Origin of the sequence: Microbacterium sp. (genome assembly GCF_031180975.1) — a bacterium.
Taxonomy (GTDB): domain Bacteria; phylum Actinomycetota; class Actinomycetes; order Actinomycetales; family Microbacteriaceae; genus Microbacterium.
In genome coordinates, this window is the sequence record NZ_JAPSLI010000005.1 from 184,579 (window position 1) to 200,109 (window position 15,531).

Here is a 15,531-nt window from a genome sequence, read left to right on the forward strand (position 1 = left end):
CGCCGTCGTGACAGACTGTCGGCATGGCTCAGCATCCGCTCGGTGAGCACCACTACGCGCTCACCGCCACCTGGACCGGCGATCGCGGCAGCGGCACCAGCGGCTACCGCGACTACGCCAGGGACGTGACCATCAGCATCGCAGGCAAGCCCGACCTGCTGGCGTCGTCGGACAAGCCGTTCCGCGGCGACCCGACCCGGTGGAATCCGGAGGATCTGCTCCTCGCCGCGCTGTCGGAATGCCATCTGCTGTCCTACCTGCACGCGTGCGTCACCGCGGGAGTCGTCGTCACGTCGTACCGCGACGAGGCGACCGGTGTCATGCGTGAGGACGGCGCCGGTGGTGGGGCGTTCGCGGAGGTGACGCTGCGGCCGCAGGTGACGGTCGCGGAACCGGACATGGTCGAGGCGGCGCAGCGCGCGCACGAGCAGGCTCACCAGTGGTGCTTCATCGCCAACTCGGTCAACTTCCCGGTCCGGCACGAGGCGACCGTCACCGCCGCTCGTGCGGAAGGACCTGCTTGATCTTCTCGATGGGCGTCTGAGCGGGCGGCTCGTTGTACACGCCGGCGAGCTCCTGCTCGCTGAGCCGGTGAATCGCCGCCATGATCTCGTCGGTTGCGAACCGGCGGGCGCGTCCGCTGGACGCAGCGCCGTGCCGGGACAGATCCAGAGGCTCGCCGAACCTGACTGTCACGCGTTCCCGCAGCGACGGCATCTTCGCACCGACCGGCATCACCCGGTCGGTGCCGATCAGGCCGACCGGCACGACCGGCGCGCCGGTCTGCAGAGCCAGGAACGCCACACCGGTGCGTCCCTTGTAAAGGCGGCCGTCCGTCGACCGGGTGCCCTCCGGATAGAGGGCGACCGCCAGCCCCTGCTCGAGCAGCTGGCGCTGCTGGTCGAGGGCGTCGAGCGCCGCCTGCCCTGCGCCGCGGCGCACCGGGATCGCCCCCACCGAGGTGAAGAAGTCACGCGACAGTGCTCCCTTGAACCCGGTGCCCTCGAAGTAGCTGGACTTCGCCAGGAAGTGCACGGGCCGCGGCGCGGCGATCGGGATCGCCATCGAGTCGATGAACGACAGGTGGTTGCTCGCCAGGATGACCGGGCCGTCGAGCGGGACGTTCTCCCTGCCCTCCACACGAGGACGGTAGACGGCGCGGGCCAGGGCGCTGGCGACCAGGCGGCCGACGGCGTAGCGCAAGCCGGCCTGACGCGGTGCGGTGGTCTCCGGTGACGCGATCGCGGGCTCAACCGACTCATCAGAGGTCATTCGAGAATCCTAACGACCGCGGCATGCCAGATCCGGCATGGGGACGGGCCGGTCGCGTTCAGCCGCGACAAAGCCGGATGCGGGAGGATGGGACCTTCTCGTCCGCTATCCAGAGGTCTCATCGTGCGCCTGCGTCCCCTCGCCCTCCTGTCCACCGTCGCCGTCGCCGGTCTGCTCCTGACGGGATGTGCCGGCCAGCCGGACGCCGCGTCCACCACACCAGGAGCCGACACCAAGGATCAGTGCGCCGCGGCCGCCGAGCCGGGCGCGGTCTCCGAATCGGTGAAGATCGAAGGCGAGTTCGGCACCGCGTCCACCGCCACCTTCGAGCTGAAGCAGAAGATCGAGAAGGTGCAGCGCACGGTCGTCACCGAAGGGGACGGCGAGCGGATCGGCGAGGGCGACTACGTCTCGTACGCGGTCAGCGGCTTCGACGCCACCACCGGTGAGAAGCTCGGCGACGCCGGGTACACCGAGGGGCAGATGCTCCCGCAGAACGTCCTCGCCAACCCGAACCTCGCGGAGCTCATCGGCTGCGCGACGGTCGGATCGCGCCTCGCCGTGGCACTCCCCGGCGACCAGCAGAACAGCGCGCAGGTGTACGTCGTGGACGTGCTCGACACCGTCCCCACTGCCGCCTGGGGCGAGGCGAAGCCCGCCACGGAGGGCATGCCGAAGGTCACGACCGCCGAGAACGGTGAACCCGACGTCGCCATCCCGAACACCGACGCGCCCGCGGAGCTGAAGATCGCGGTGCTCAAGGAGGGCGACGGGCCCGCTGTCGCCGACGGCGACACCACGCTGCTGCAGTACTACGGCGTCGACTGGGAGACCGGCGAAAGCTTCGACTCGTCCTGGAGCAAGGGCGAACCGCTCGCGCTGCCCGGCAACACCTACGTCCCTGGTTTCGTGCAGGCGCTGGCCGGCCAGAAAGCCGGATCCCAGGTGCTCGTCGTGATCCCGCCGGCCCTCGCCTACGGCGAGGACCCCGAGGCGCACGACCTGGGCGGCAAGACCCTGGTGTTCGTCATCGACATCCTCGCCACGCAGCACGCTCCCGCCCAGTAGGACCGGCGCGACGGCCTAGGCTGGCGGCATGCGTCGCGTCATCGTCCTCGGCTCCACCGGCTCCATCGGCACCCAGGCGCTGGACGTCATCCGCGCGAACCCGCGCCGGTTCGAGCTGGTGGGCGTGGCCGCCGGCTCCAACGCCGAGCTGCTCGCGCGCCAGGCGGAGGACTTCCACGTCGAGCACACCGCGCTCGGCGCCGCAGAGGCCGAGCAGCTGGTGCGGGACGTGGAGACGGATGTCGTCCTGAACGCCATCACCGGATCCATCGGTCTCGGCGCTACCCTCGCGGCGCTGCAGGCGGGGCGGACGCTGGCACTGGCGAACAAGGAGTCTCTCATCGTCGGCGGTGAGCTCGTGCTCGCCGCAGCCGCACCCGACCAGATCGTGCCGGTGGACTCGGAGCACTCCGCGCTCGCGCAGGCGCTGCGCTCCGGCGGTCCTGGGGAGGTGCGCCGGCTCGTCGTCACGGCGTCGGGGGGACCGTTCCGCGGACGCACCCGCGCCGAGCTGACGGCGGTGACGCCCGCCGAGGCCCTCGCGCACCCCACCTGGGACATGGGCCGCGTGGTGACGACCAACTCCGCGACGCTGGTGAACAAGGGGCTCGAGGTGATCGAGGCGCACCTGCTGTTCGGCGTACCCTACGACGACATCGAGGTGGTGGTGCACCCGCAGTCGATCGTGCACTCCATGGTCGAGTTCGTGGACGGCTCCACCATCGCCCAGGCGTCGCCGCCCGACATGCGGCTGCCGATCTCGCTCGGTCTGGACTGGCCGCACCGCGTCGGTGGGGTGGGCCGGCCGCTGGACTGGACGACCGCGACGAGCTGGACGTTCGAACCGCTCGACGAGGAGGCGTTCCCCGCTGTGGCACTGGCGAAGGCGGTCGGCCGAGCCGGAGGCACGTTCCCCGCCGTGTACAACGCGGCGAACGAGCAGGCCGTCGACGCGTTCCACGACGGGCGGCTGCCGTTCCTCGGCATCGTCGACCTGATCGACCGAGTCGTCGACGCGCACGACGCCCCTGACCGGCTCACGCTCGACAGCCTCGCCGAGGCGGAGCGCTGGGCGCGGGAGAAGGCGGACGCCCTGATCGCCGCCGGGTGACGACAGGGCCGGATGCCGTCGGCCGGCGTGCACGTGCGCACCGGTGCCTCACCGCCGACTTGGCGCCGTACGGCAACCGTCAGTCGTCGTACGGGACGGGCCAGCGCGGCTCGGGCACCGGCCATCCGGCATCCCGCAGCGCCCGCCGGGCGAGCTCGCGCGCCGAGTACGGCGTGCGCACCCCGCGGATGTCGCGGTAGTCCTGATGGCCGGGCCCGGCCCACAGGATCGCGTCGCCCTCGCCGACCATGCCCACGGCGGCGACGATGGCCTTCTCCGGCGGTGAGAACTCGTGGATCTCGGCATCCGGCCTGGCGCGGCGCGCGCCCTCGACGAGGGTGGCGCGGATCGACGCCGGGTCCTCGAAGCGGGGGTGGTGGTCGGTGACCACCAGGATGTCGCTGCCCTCGACCGCGGTGCGGGCCATGTCGAACCGCTTGGTGGCGTCGCGGTCGCCGTCGGCGCCGAACAGCATGAGCACCTTCCCGGGCGTGACCCGCCTGACCGCGGCCAGAGTCTTCTCGAACGCGTCGGGGGAGTGGCCGAAGTCGACGTACACGGCCGGGCCACGCTCGCCGGAGATGAACTCGGTGCGGCCGGGCAGGTGCGCGCGGATCTGTCCATCGCGCTCGAGCGCCGCCGTGATGCGCGCCCAGTCGTAGCCGCCCTCCAGCAGCATCACGATCGCCAGTCCGGCGTTCGCGGCCATGTGCGGTCCGATGACCGGAACCATCGTGGTGATCCGGCGCCCCTCCGGGCCGGTGAGCGTGAACACGGTGCCCTGCTGGCGCTCGTCGTCGATCGTCACCACCCAGTCCGCGCCCGCGGCGGCGTCAGGGTCGACGGCGATCGCCGGCGTGCCGATGGTGACGACCGGGACGCCGGAGCGCTCGACGACGCGGGCTCCGGATGCGGAGTCCAGGCTGACCACGCCGCGGCGGGCGCGCTCGGGGGTGAACAGCGGCAGCTTCGCCTCGAAGTACTCCTCCATGTCGGCGTAGTCGTCGAGGTGATCGTGGGACAGGTTGGTGAAGCCGGCGACGTCGAAGACGATGCCGTCCACGCGGTGCCGGGAGAGCGCCTGCGCGCTGACCTCGACGGCCACGGCCTCGACGTGGCGCTCGCGCATCAGGGCGAGCAGGGCGTGCATCTCGGATGCCTCGGGCGTGGTGAGCCGGGACACGATGACCTGGCCGGCGATGTGGCGCTCGGCGGTGGACGACAGACCGTTGACGACGCCGAGCTGGTCGAGGATCCCCTGCAGCAGATGGGAGACGCTGGTCTTGCCGTTGGTGCCCGTGGTGCCGAACAGCAGCGGCAGCGGATCGCCGGCCCCGGTGCCGTACACCCAGGCGCTCAGCGCGCCCAGCACTCCGCGCGGGTCGTCGACGACGACGACCGGCAGCCCGGATGACGCGGCGAGATCGGCGCCGGCCTCGTCGGTGATGATGGCGACCGCGCCCTGGTCGGCGGCGGTCTGCGCGAGCTCCGCACCGTGCCTGTTCACCCCCCGGATCGCGACGAACGCCTCGCCGGCCCGGAGGTCGGCGGTGGCGAGGGTGATGCCGCTCAGGTGGACGTCGGCGATGTCACCGCGGACGTCACGGGCGAAGCGGTCGGCGAGCTCGGTCAGGGCACGACGGGGTGGGTCGGCGGGACGGAGCACGGGAGGCAGGTGATCTGTCATGTTGGCTCCATGATCTCACGCGGCGGTGGAGCGCCCGCGGCGGCACGTCGGCACAGCGGATTCCTACCCCGCGGGCACTAGCGTGGTCGGGTGGAAACCCTGCTGTACGTCGGCGGCATCCTGTTCATGCTCATCGGCCTCGCGCTGTCCATCGGGCTGCACGAGGTCGGCCACCTCGTGCCCGCGAAGCTGTTCGGGGTGCGCGTCGGCCAGTACATGATCGGTTTCGGGCCGCGGCTGTGGTCGAAGCGGATCGGCGAGACCGAGTACGGGTTCAAGGCGCTCCCGCTGGGCGGGTTCATCTCGATGTCCGGCATGTACCCGCCGTCGCGCGGCCCCGCGAAAGGACTCTTCCGCGCGCTGGTGCAGGACGCCCGATCGGCGAACGACGAGACGATCGCCGAGGGCGAGGAGCACCGCGTGTTCTACCGGCTCCCGGTGTGGAAACGCGTCGTGGTGATGCTGGGCGGCCCGCTCATGAACCTCGTGCTCGGGATGCTCGTCTTCACGGTCGTCGCGTCGGGCATCGGAGTGCAGCAGGGGACGACCACCGTCGCCTCGGTGAGCGAGTGCGTGCTGCCCGCCGGTTCCTCGAAGACCGAATGCGCGCCGGACGATCCTGCGGCGCCCGCGGCCGAGGCGGGCATCCTGCCCGGCGACGTGCTGCTGAGCGTCGGCGGGAAGCGGATCTCGACGTTCGCCGAAGCGTCTGAGATCATCCAGGCGTCCCCCGGGCAGGCGCTTCCCGTCGTGGTGCGGCGCCACGGCGCGGAGGTGCCGCTGACGCTCACCCCCGTGCGCGCCGAACGCGAAGTCCTCGGCGAGGACGGCACGCCGGTGGTCCGCGAGGTGGGGTACGCGGGAGTCTCCGCTCAGGTGGCGTACGTGCGGCAGCCGATCGGCACCGGTCCCGAGCTGGCGATGCAGCAGGCGGGCGCCGTGACGGAGCTGATCGTGCAGCTGCCGGTGCGGCTGTGGGACATCGGCGTCGCGCTGTTCACCGACCAGGAGCGCGACCCGAACGGCCCGCTCAGCGTCGTCGGAGTCGGCCGGATCGCCGGGGAGGTCGCCGCGACGGATGCCCCGGTGCTGAACCGGCTGGTGGTGCTGCTGAACCTGCTCGGCGCGCTGAACATCGCGCTGTTCGTGTTCAACCTGATCCCGCTGCTGCCGCTGGACGGCGGTCACATCGTGGTCGCGCTGTGGGACGGCCTGCGGCGCGCATGGGCGCGGTTGCGCGGCCGGCCCACGCCGGCGCCGGTGGACGCCACGCGCCTCGTGCCGCTCACCGTGGTGGTCGCGGTGCTGCTGATCGGCATGGGGGTGCTGCTGCTGATCGCCGATCTGATCAAGCCCGTCAACCTCTTCGGTTGAGTCCTGCCGCGCTTTTCCCGGTCGTTGAGCGAGCCCCGCCGCAGGCGGAGCGAGACGAAACGGCGCAGCGTCACCCCAGGGCGTGCGCCACCAGCCGCTCGAGGGTGCGGATGCCGTCGCGCGACAGGATCGACTCGAGGTGACCCTGCACGCTCGCGAAGCGCTCGCCGCGCAGCGCGTACACGTCGCCGCTGGCCGCGTCCGCGGACACCTGGGCGGCGCCCGCCGTCGTCGTGCCGGGGGCCACCCGCGCGGTGAACGTGTTGTAGAACCCGATCGAGGCGTCCTCGCCGAAGACCGGCACTGTCTTCTGCACGCCCTGATGCGGTGCGTCCAGCGGAACCAGCTCGACCCCGAGACGGTCCGCCAGGATCTGGTGGCTCAGGCACACCGCGAGCAGCGGCTTCCCGCCCTCCAGGCGGCGGGCCACCACCTGCTGCATGCGCCGGATGCGCGGCGAACCGGCATCCCGCGGGTCGCCGGGACCGGGCCCGGCGACGACCAGATCGGCGCCGTCCACCTGCTCGTCGGTGACTTCGCTCCAGTCGGCGATCCGCACGTCGAGGCCGAGGTGGCGCAGCTGGTGCGCGAGCATCGTGGTGAAGCGGTCTTCGGCGTCCACCACCAGCGCGCCGGTACCGACGAACGGGCCGTCGCCCGCTGCATCCTGCGGCTGGATCCAGAATTCGGCGAGCCTCGTGTTGCGCGAGGCGAGCAGCGCCGCGATCTCGGGGTCCTCGGCGAGGGGTCGGGCCACTGCGGGGGCGTCCGGGTCGGCATCCGGTGGCGCGGGCAGGTCCCGCTCGATCGCGCCGATCGCGCCCAGGACGCCGGCGGCCTTGCCGTGGGTCTCGCCGACCTCGCCGAGCGGGTCGGAGTGCCGCACCAGGGTCGCGCCGACCGGAACACGCACCCGCCCGTCCTCCAGATACGCGGTGCGGATCAGAATCGGCGCGTCCAGGTCGTGTCCGCCCTCGGCGTTCGGGGTGAACAGGGCCGCGACGCCCGAGTAGTAGCCGCGTGGCGTCTTCTCGTGCCGGCGGATCACGGCGCACGCGTTCTGCATGGGTGAGCCGGTGACGGTGGGAGCGAACATCGTCTCGCGGAGGATGTCGCGCGGATCGAGCCTGCTGCGCCCGCGCAGCATGTACTCGGTGTGGGTGAGCCGCGACATCTCCTTCAGGTGCGGTCCGGTGATGCGTCCGCCGTCGGAGCACACGGCGCTCATCATCTTCAGCTCCTCGTCGACGACCATGAACAGCTCCTCGGTCTCCTTCGTGGAGGAGAGGAACTCGGTGAGCGATTCAGCGGTGGCGCCGCCGGCGGGATGCCGGAACGTGCCCGAGATCGGATTCATCGTGACGATCCCGTCGCGCGCGACGACGTGCGCCTCGGGGCTCGCGCCGACCGCCACCAGGCCGGGGGTGACGACCGCGAACGTCCAATACGCGCCGCGTTCGTGCTCGAGCAGCGCCCGGAACCAGGTGAGCGCGGCCGCGCGCTCCGCGGCGTCGAAGGATGCCGTGTAGTCGCGGCGAATGACGAAGTTGGCGCCTTCGCCCCGACCGATCTCGTCGGCGATCACGCGCTCAACGATGCCCGCGTACTCGTCGTCGGTGATGTCGAAGCCGCCGTCGCGCAGCGGGATCGGCGTCGACGGCAGTTCCGCCACGAGGGCGGCCGCGTCGAGGTGCTCGTGACGGTCCACCAGCAGGCAGCGCAGCGGAGCGCCGTCATCGCGGGCTTCGAAGCCGCGCTCGCGTACCTGCCGGAACGGCACCATCGCGAACACCTCGCGGGCCTCAGCTCCCTCGCCGAGGGGGATGTCGGCGAGCACGTCGACGTCGACGACTTCACCGGTCAGCAGCTCCACCGTGTCGGCGCCGTCGCGCGCGATGAGGACGAACGAGTCGGTGTCCGTCAGGTCGGCCAGCTGTGTCATCGATTCTCCTGAGCTCCGGACGGCCAGACGAAAAGACCGCCCCATGGGCGGTCTGTGTTCCGTGGGATCGCGAACGCACCGCCTAGCAGGCGGGCCACCAGCTGCGGTGCGCGATCATGCGCCGAAACTACCATATGGCGCGCGCCCGATCCGCGGTCGTGACGTCACCAGATCGACCCGCCGGCGGTGCGCTCCTCGTCGTCGAACACGTGGTCGACCACGATCCGCACGGCGCGGAGCAGCTCGACGTCCGGCAGTGCCGTGGCGCCGTCGGGTGCGGTGCTGGTCGACCACGGCAGGTGCACGAATCCGGCTCTCGCGCCAGGAGCCGCGGACAGTGCCGTGTAGAAGACGTGGTTGCACACGTAGGAGCCGGCGCTGAGCGACGCGTGCGACGGGATGCCGGCATCCTGCAGCTCGCGGACGATCCGCTTGACGGGCAGCGTCGCGAACCGCGCGGCGGGCCCGCCCTCCTCGCTGGGCCGGTCGACCGGCTGCGCGCCGTCGTCGTCGGGGATGCGCGCGTCCATCAGGTTCACCGCGACGCGCTCGACCGCCACGCGGGTGCTTCCCCCTGCCAGACCGGTGGCGATGACGGCATCCGGCCGGTGCTCCTCGGCCAGTTCGCGAAGGCGCGCGGCCGAGCGGGCGAAGGAGACCGGGAGGGTCTCGGCCACCAGTGTGTGCGGGCCGTCGTAGCCGGCGGCGACCGCCTCGACCGCGTCGGCCGACGGGTTGCGCGTGGCGCCGTCGAACGGGCCGAATCCGGTGAGCAGGATGACGGGCATCCGCCCAGCCTACGGACATCCAGCCTCCGTCGATCCACGCGTCGTAGGCTTGAGGAGTGCCAGCTGTGAACCTTGGGATGCCGCGCGTCCCCGACGTCCTCGCCCCTCGCCGCAAGTCCCGTCAGATCCGGGTCGGCAAGGTGCTCGTCGGGGGAGACGCGCCGGTCAGCGTCCAGTCGATGACGACCACTAAGACCACCGACATCAACGGCACGCTGCAGCAGATCGCCGAGTTGACGGCATCCGGCTGCGAGATCGTGCGGGTCGCCGTCCCCTCGCAGGACGACGCGGACGTGCTGCACATCATCGCGAAGAAGAGCCAGATCCCGGTCATCGCCGACATCCACTTTCAGCCGAAGTACGTGTTCCAGGCCATCGACGCCGGTTGTGCGGCGGTGCGCGTGAACCCGGGCAACATCCGCAAGTTCGACGACCAGGTGGGTGCGATCGCCAAGGCGGCCGCTGATGCCGGCGTGTCGCTGCGCATCGGGGTGAACGCCGGGTCGCTGGACCGCCGGCTGCTGGAGAAGTACGGCAAGGCCACCCCGGAGGCGCTCGTCGAGAGCGCCGTGTGGGAGGCGTCGCTGTTCGAGGAGCACGACTTCCACGACTTCAAGATCTCGGTCAAGCACAACGACCCGATCGTGATGGTCAAGGCCTACCGGCTGTTGGCGGAGCGCGGCGACTGGCCGCTGCACCTCGGCGTGACCGAGGCAGGCCCCGCGTTCCAGGGGACCATCAAGAGCGCCACCGCATTCGGCATCCTGCTCGGCGAGGGCATCGGCGACACGATCCGCGTCTCGCTGTCGGCGCCGCCGGCGGAGGAGGTCAAGGTCGGGCACCAGATCCTGCAGGCGCTGAACCTGCGTGAGCGCAAGCTCGAGATCGTGTCCTGCCCGTCGTGCGGTCGCGCACAGGTGGACGTGTACTCGCTCGCCGAGAACGTCACCGAGGGTCTGAAGGACATGACGGTCCCGCTGCGCGTCGCGGTGATGGGCTGTGTCGTGAACGGCCCCGGCGAGGCGCGCGAGGCTGACCTCGGGGTGGCGTCCGGCAACGGCAAGGGGCAGATCTTCGTCAAGGGTGAGGTCATCAAGACCGTCCCGGAGGCCGACATCGTGCCCACGCTCATCGAGGAGGCGAACCGCATCGCCGCCGAGATGGGGCCCGACGCTCCGCTCGGCACGGCTCAGGTCGTCACGGCGTGAGCGCGTCGGCCACTCTCGTCTCCTTCCCGGCAGGCGAGCTGACCGGTCGCGGTGTCGTCACCCACGTGCATCCGGACCCGTCCGGCGCCGTGGTGGTGACGGACGCGACGCCCTTCCACCCGGTGGATCACACCTGGCCCGACCAGCCGGGTGACTCGGGGACGATCCGTTCCGCGGACGGTTCCTCGGTTGCGGTCGCGGAAGCCGTCATGGCGGCGGTGAGCGAGGACGGGTCGTTCGCGGTGGGATCGGAGATTCCCGTGAAGCGCGGCGCGGAGGGCTGGACCTGGCTGGTGGGCCACCGGCTCGAGTCCGCCGCCGCGCCGGACTGGCTCGCGCCGGGTGCGTCGGTCGAGCTGAGGACGGATGCCGACCGGCGAGCCGGTCTGAGCCGCGGGCACACCGCGTGTCACCTCGCGTCGCTGGCGCTGGATGCCGCGTTGGCGGATCTGTGGCGCAAACCGGTCGCGGTCGATCCGCTGGGCAATCCGGACTTCGAGGGGCGCGCGAACCAGTCCAGCCGGATCCACGCGGACGGCAGCGTCGACGAGTACCGGCTCGGCAAGAGCCTGCGCAAGGCGGGTTTCGATTCCGAGTCGTTCGCCGCCACGCTGGCCGAGCGGGTGGAGCGCATCAACGCGCGCCTCGCCGAGTGGGTGGCGTCGGGTGCGTCGAGCCGGGTGGATGCCGACGGGCCGACGATCGTGGACCGGAGGCACTGGCGGTGCGTGCTGCCCGAGGGCGAGGTGGGCTTCCTGTGCGGCGGGACTCACGTGCGCTCGCTCGCGGAGTTCTCGTCCATCAGGGCGTCGCTGGATCTGTCCGACCCGCAGCTGCTGGTGATGACGACGACGGCGGTGGCGGCGGGCTGACCGGTGCTCCTCAACGTTCGCGTCGACGGCGCTGGCGCTCGCACTGTGGTGCTGTTGCATGGCATGACCGGATCGGCGGAGAGCTGGTGGCGCGTCGCGGAGCGACTCGTGGCAGTCGGTCACCGGGTGCTCGCCATCGACTTACCCGGTCACGGGCTTTCTGCGCGGGATTCGCGTCTGACGATCGATTCGGCGGCTCGCTCTGTCGTGGAGACGGTGCACGCGTTCGCGCCGGGTGAGCGGGTGCTGGCGGTGGGGCACTCCTTCGGCGGGATGGTCCTCGCCGCGGCTCACGACGACCTGCGGCCGGCCCTGGCCGTGCATGTGGACGCGCCGTTGCGGTTGGCCGGAGGGCAGCAGCGTGGTCAGCTCGTCGGGTTCTACGAGGAGAGCCGGCAGCAGCGGACCGTCGAGCGGTTGCGCGCCACGCGCCCTCACTACAGCGAACGTGACGTCGCGGTCGAGGCTCGGGCGGCCGAGAGGTTCGACCCGGCGACCGCCGCCGCCGTCTCGTGCGGGCCCGGCGGGCTGTGGCTGCCGGGGCCCGGCTCCATCGTGCTGCGTGCGGACCCGAGCGACTACGTGTCGTCGGAGGATGTGCGGCTGCTCGAGGCGCGCGGCGTCGACGTGCGCAGTGTGCCGGGCGCTGCGCATACGCTCTGGTACAGCCATTTCGACGAGTTCTGCGCGGCGTTGCCGGAGGTCTTCACAGTGGGTTGAATGACCCGGGCATGGGGCGGCCTCGCCCTCGCTGCCGGACGAATGGGGAACGTTCGCACAGCAGTGAGCAGCCCGTAGGCCGGCGTCGTTCGATTTGAAGGCACTCACGCGGCGGTGGGGTGGAAGCGTGGGAGTGGCGGGTCGATGCCGGCCCAGGCGTAGGTGAGTGCGGCGCGCGGGTAGAGAGTGATGGTTTCTCCGCTGGGATGGTGCAGGACGAAGTCGTCTGTGCCGTCCCGTGTGATGCGCCATCCGTTGTGGTGCAGTTCCATATGGTGGAATCGGCAGAGCAGGATGCCGCGGTCGATGTCAGTGCGGCCGTGGTCGGCGGCCCATTCGTCGATGTGGTGGGATTCGCAGTACGACGCCGGGCGGTCGCAGCCTCGCCATCGGCATCCGCCGTCCCGGGTGGCGAGCGCGACGCGTTGCGCGGGGGTGAACAGGCGCTTCTCCCTTCCGACGTTCAGCGGGTTCCCGCCCGGGTCGATCGTGATCGGGAGTGTGCCGGTGTCGCAGATGCGCTGCTGGACGGCGGCTTCCGGTACGGGCTGCAGGCCGTCTTCGGTGTGGGCGATTGGGGCGAGGGAGCCATCGCCGTCGCTGATGGTGATGATGCGGACGCCGGCCTGGCGGGCACCGAACACAGTGCGCACGTCGGCGAGGACCCCGGCGTGCAGCAGGTCCAGGATCAGGTCGTAGGCGAGTTGGTCGAGGCTGCGCGGGTCGTGTGCGAGTTGTTGGGCGCGAGTCTTGTCGGCCGGGTCGACGAAGCGCGGCCCGCCGCGGCGCGGGCGCAGCGCGGCACTGAGCAGCGTGTCCAGGAACGCCCCGCCCTCGTCGTCGCACACCATCGACGCGTGCCGGATGCCGTCGCTGTCGCGCCAGGTGCGGAACGATCGGCGCGCGTAGCGTTCCAGGAACCGGCGTTCCGCGCCCTCCGGATCGAGCCGGTCGCGGATCAGCCGGGCCGCCGCGCCGAGCTCTTCCACGGTGCGTTCGCTCGCCTCGGCGATGAGATGCTCGGCCGCGGCACGCCACGCCTCGATCGTCGCCGCGTCCGGACCTGACGGGGGACCTGCGTTCGGCTCGTCGGTGGCGTCGTCCCTGGCGGCGGGCGGCGTGCCGAGGCCGCGGAGGATCGCGTCATGCTGCGCCGGCGTGATCGTCCCGTTCAGCAGTGCCGCCCCCAACGGGGCGTGCCACGGTAAGGGCGCCTCAGACCGGGTGCCGGACGCGGAGCCGGCTTCGCCCGCGCCAGGGGCGTCGTCCGAGCCCGACCCGGCACCGGGACCCTCGCCGGGGCCGTTGTCGGCGTCCGGGTCGTCACCGCCCAGCGGCCCGCTGCTGGCGGCCGTGTCACTGTCCGCGGTACCGCCGGCGCCTCCGTCCCCGACGTCCGGTCCGTCGCCGAAGAGCCCATCGGAACCCGTCGTACCGTCGGTTCCTGCCGGGCCGTCGCCTTGCTGACCGGCATCCGTCAACCCGGCGCCCTCCAACAGCGACGTTCCCAGGCGGACCTGGCGGGAGGCTTCGGCCTTCGTGGCCCCGGTGGTCTCCTGTACGAACGAGGTCGGGTTGCGGTGCCCGCGGGACTGCGCGAACCCGTCGTGTCCGGCATCCCGACCCGAACGGGCCGCGACCACGCCGGCGCCGATGATCTCCAAGCGTTCCGCACACTGCCGCAGCACACCCGCAGCCGCGAGCACCTGCGTGACCGGCCCGTCGGGCATCGCGAACACGCGGTGGAGCAGATCCTCCGGGCGGGCGTCGTCTCCGAGCAGCTGCCGCAGCACCGCGACCTGTTCATCAACCTCGGGGAAGAACGCCATAGTTCATGCTCCCGCTGGCCACCGACATTGAACCCCTGAGAACCGGGGATCCACGCGGGTGAGAGATCTCGGAATCATAACGAAACCGCGGGATGGGGATCCGGTCGAGGTGCGGTGCGTTTCGTCTCGGTCGCTGCGCTCCTCGCTCAACGACCGGGGGCTCAACGACCGGAAACCGGCACGAAGGTGACCGTGCCGGTGCGGATGTCCGCCGCCTCCAACCGGATACGAACGGTCGAGCCGGGCTTCGTCCCGTCGGGCACCGGTGCCCTGACCGTCACCGCCGGTTCCGCGATCTGCACGGTCGCCGTGCCGTCGCCGCCCCCGTTCCCGCCGAGGCGCACCACGGCCGCCTCGAACACCTCACCCACCCGAGGAGCGAGCAGTGCCGCCTCGACCAGCGCGATCGTCTGCGCGTTCAGCTGCGAGGCGCGTGTCGATGACTCCTGCATCAGCCGCGGCAGCTCGGACAGGCTCTCGCGCACCCACGCGTCGACCTCACGGCCCTCCGCCACGGCCAGGCAGATGCTCAGCGACCAGCGGTCCACCAACCGTCGCAGAGGCGCGGTGGCGTGCGCGTACGGCGCCCCGATCGCCGCCTGCATCCGCTCCTCCGGCACTTCTCCGTCGAATGCGACGTACCCGGCGCCGCGGAACAGCGCGCTGGCCGCCTCCAGCACGGGGAGCGTGAGCGGGTCCGCGCGATCGAGCCCGCGCAGGTAGGCACCGTAGCGACCCTCCGTCCACGGACGGCCGAGCGCCACCGTCTGCCGGCGGAACGTCTCGAACGCCTCGTCGTCCGGCTGCGGCATCGTCCGCAGCACGCCGACCCGCGCCTCGAGCATCGCCTCCGCCGCGGCCATCCCCGTCATCAGCGACAGCTGCGCGTTCCAATCCTCGACGGGGAGCGGATGCCGGCGCTCGAGCCCGTACGTGCCGTCCGCGCTGCGCACCACCTCCGCGTCAGGCAGATTCAAGCTCGCGCCACCGCGCGCCGCCTCCTGCTCGAGCCGCAGCCGTCCGATCTCGGGCAGCAGCGCGGCGGGGGAGTCCTCACCCCGGTCCAGCGCCGCCTGCACGGCCACGTAATCCAGCTGTGCCCGCGACCGGATCAACGCGCGCTCCAGCCGCCAGTCCGCCACGGCCCCCGCGGCATCGAGCGTGAACGTCCACACCAGCGCCGGTCGCTCCTGCTCGGGAAGGAGCGATGCACTGCCCTCGCTGAGCGCGCGCGGGTGCAGGGGGATCGATCCGTCGGCCGCGTACAGCGTCTGACCACGTTCCCGTGCGGCGGCATCCAGCGCGCCGTCGGGAGTGACGAAGCCCGGTACGTCCGCGATCGCGTACCGCACGATGTACCCGCCGCCGGCCCTCTCCAGGTGGAAGGCCTGGTCGAGATCGCGGGAGCCCTCCGGGTCGAGTGTCACGAACGGGACGTCGCGCAGATCCAGTCCCGCCTCGGGCGCGAACGCGTTCTCCGCCTCCTCGAGCGCGGCAGGCGGGAAGGGCACCTCGAACTCCGCCCGCAGTTCGGCCAGTGCCTCGGCGAGCTCGCTCTGCTCGGCGGACGGGGCGATGTGCGATCGGCGTTGAAGCATGCTGCCAGCCTACGCACGGCCGCCGCGACGGCGGCGGCACGCACTGTGCCGGCACGGCCGGC

General features: G+C 71.5%; 13 protein-coding genes. 7 read left to right on the forward strand and 6 right to left on the reverse strand.

All coding sequences use genetic code 11. The features are described 5' to 3' along the window. The first annotated feature begins 23 nt into the window (after positions 1-23). Positions 24-524 (forward strand): OsmC family protein, encoded by a 501-nt coding sequence (locus RIF65_RS09015; protein ID WP_309065191.1) that lies wholly within the window; start codon positions 24-26, stop codon positions 522-524. On the opposite strand, the gene RIF65_RS09020 is transcribed toward RIF65_RS09015, so the two are convergent. Further along, positions 493-1,272 carry a lysophospholipid acyltransferase family protein gene (locus tag RIF65_RS09020; RefSeq protein ID WP_309065192.1) on the reverse strand — a complete coding sequence of 260 codons (780 nt, stop codon included), beginning with the start codon at positions 1,270-1,272 and terminating at the stop codon, positions 493-495. The two genes, RIF65_RS09015 and RIF65_RS09020, sit on opposite strands and share 32 nt — an antisense overlap. A 123-nt stretch (positions 1,273-1,395) precedes the next feature. Between RIF65_RS09020 and RIF65_RS09025 the strand changes: the two genes are divergently transcribed. Then, positions 1,396-2,340 carry an FKBP-type peptidyl-prolyl cis-trans isomerase gene (locus tag RIF65_RS09025; RefSeq protein ID WP_309065193.1) on the forward strand — a complete coding sequence of 315 codons (945 nt, stop codon included), beginning with the start codon at positions 1,396-1,398 and terminating at the stop codon, positions 2,338-2,340. 28 nt (positions 2,341-2,368) lie between these two features. Then, positions 2,369-3,451 (forward strand): 1-deoxy-D-xylulose-5-phosphate reductoisomerase, encoded by a 1,083-nt coding sequence (gene dxr, locus RIF65_RS09030; RefSeq protein ID WP_309065194.1) that lies wholly within the window; start codon positions 2,369-2,371, stop codon positions 3,449-3,451. Between the two features lie 79 nt (positions 3,452-3,530). Here the strand turns inward: dxr and RIF65_RS09035 are convergent, their stop codons facing one another. Beyond that, the gene (locus RIF65_RS09035; RefSeq protein ID WP_309065195.1) at positions 3,531-5,138 is read right to left on the reverse strand and encodes a Mur ligase family protein; all 1,608 of its coding nucleotides are present in this window, start codon (positions 5,136-5,138) and stop codon (positions 3,531-3,533) included. A gap of 90 nt (positions 5,139-5,228) precedes the next feature. Here RIF65_RS09035 and RIF65_RS09040 point away from each other — a divergent pair, with 90 nt between their 5' ends. Further along, positions 5,229-6,512 carry a M50 family metallopeptidase gene (locus RIF65_RS09040; protein ID WP_309065196.1) on the forward strand — a complete coding sequence of 428 codons (1,284 nt, stop codon included), beginning with the start codon at positions 5,229-5,231 and terminating at the stop codon, positions 6,510-6,512. A 70-nt stretch (positions 6,513-6,582) separates the two neighbouring features. Here the strand turns inward: RIF65_RS09040 and RIF65_RS09045 are convergent, their stop codons facing one another. Both RIF65_RS09045 and RIF65_RS09050 read right to left on the reverse strand, forming a co-directional pair. Next, positions 6,583-8,454, reverse strand: coding sequence for a chorismate-binding protein (locus tag RIF65_RS09045; protein ID WP_309065197.1), 1,872 nt, complete (start codon positions 8,452-8,454; stop codon positions 6,583-6,585). 164 nt (positions 8,455-8,618) lie between these two features. Next, positions 8,619-9,242 carry a pyroglutamyl-peptidase I family protein gene (locus RIF65_RS09050; RefSeq protein WP_309065198.1) on the reverse strand — a complete coding sequence of 208 codons (624 nt, stop codon included), beginning with the start codon at positions 9,240-9,242 and terminating at the stop codon, positions 8,619-8,621. A gap of 56 nt (positions 9,243-9,298) precedes the next feature. Here RIF65_RS09050 and ispG point away from each other — a divergent pair, with 56 nt between their 5' ends. The 3 genes from ispG to RIF65_RS09065 are packed head-to-tail and all read left to right on the forward strand — an operon-like array spanning position 9,299 to position 12,042. After that, positions 9,299-10,450 (forward strand): flavodoxin-dependent (E)-4-hydroxy-3-methylbut-2-enyl-diphosphate synthase, encoded by a 1,152-nt coding sequence (gene ispG / locus RIF65_RS09055; RefSeq protein WP_309065199.1) that lies wholly within the window; start codon positions 9,299-9,301, stop codon positions 10,448-10,450. Beyond that, entirely contained in the window at positions 10,447-11,322 is an 876-nt protein-coding gene (locus RIF65_RS09060) for a hypothetical protein (protein WP_309065200.1), read from the forward strand. The genes ispG and RIF65_RS09060 overlap by 4 nt, the downstream gene beginning before the upstream one ends. Positions 11,323-11,325: 3 nt before the next feature. Next, positions 11,326-12,042, forward strand: a complete 717-nt coding sequence (locus RIF65_RS09065) for an alpha/beta fold hydrolase (protein ID WP_309082541.1) — start codon at positions 11,326-11,328, stop codon at positions 12,040-12,042. A 104-nt stretch (positions 12,043-12,146) separates the two neighbouring features. Here RIF65_RS09065 and RIF65_RS09070 read toward each other — a convergent pair whose 3' ends face one another. Together RIF65_RS09070 and RIF65_RS09075 are read right to left on the reverse strand one after the other, a co-directional pair. After that, positions 12,147-13,871 carry an HNH endonuclease signature motif containing protein gene (locus RIF65_RS09070; RefSeq protein WP_309065201.1) on the reverse strand — a complete coding sequence of 575 codons (1,725 nt, stop codon included), beginning with the start codon at positions 13,869-13,871 and terminating at the stop codon, positions 12,147-12,149. A 161-nt stretch (positions 13,872-14,032) separates the two neighbouring features. Continuing rightward, on the reverse strand, positions 14,033-15,469 hold the full coding sequence (locus RIF65_RS09075; protein ID WP_309065202.1) for an RNB domain-containing ribonuclease: 1,437 nt from the start codon (positions 15,467-15,469) through the stop codon (positions 14,033-14,035). Positions 15,470-15,531 lie beyond the last annotated feature (62 nt).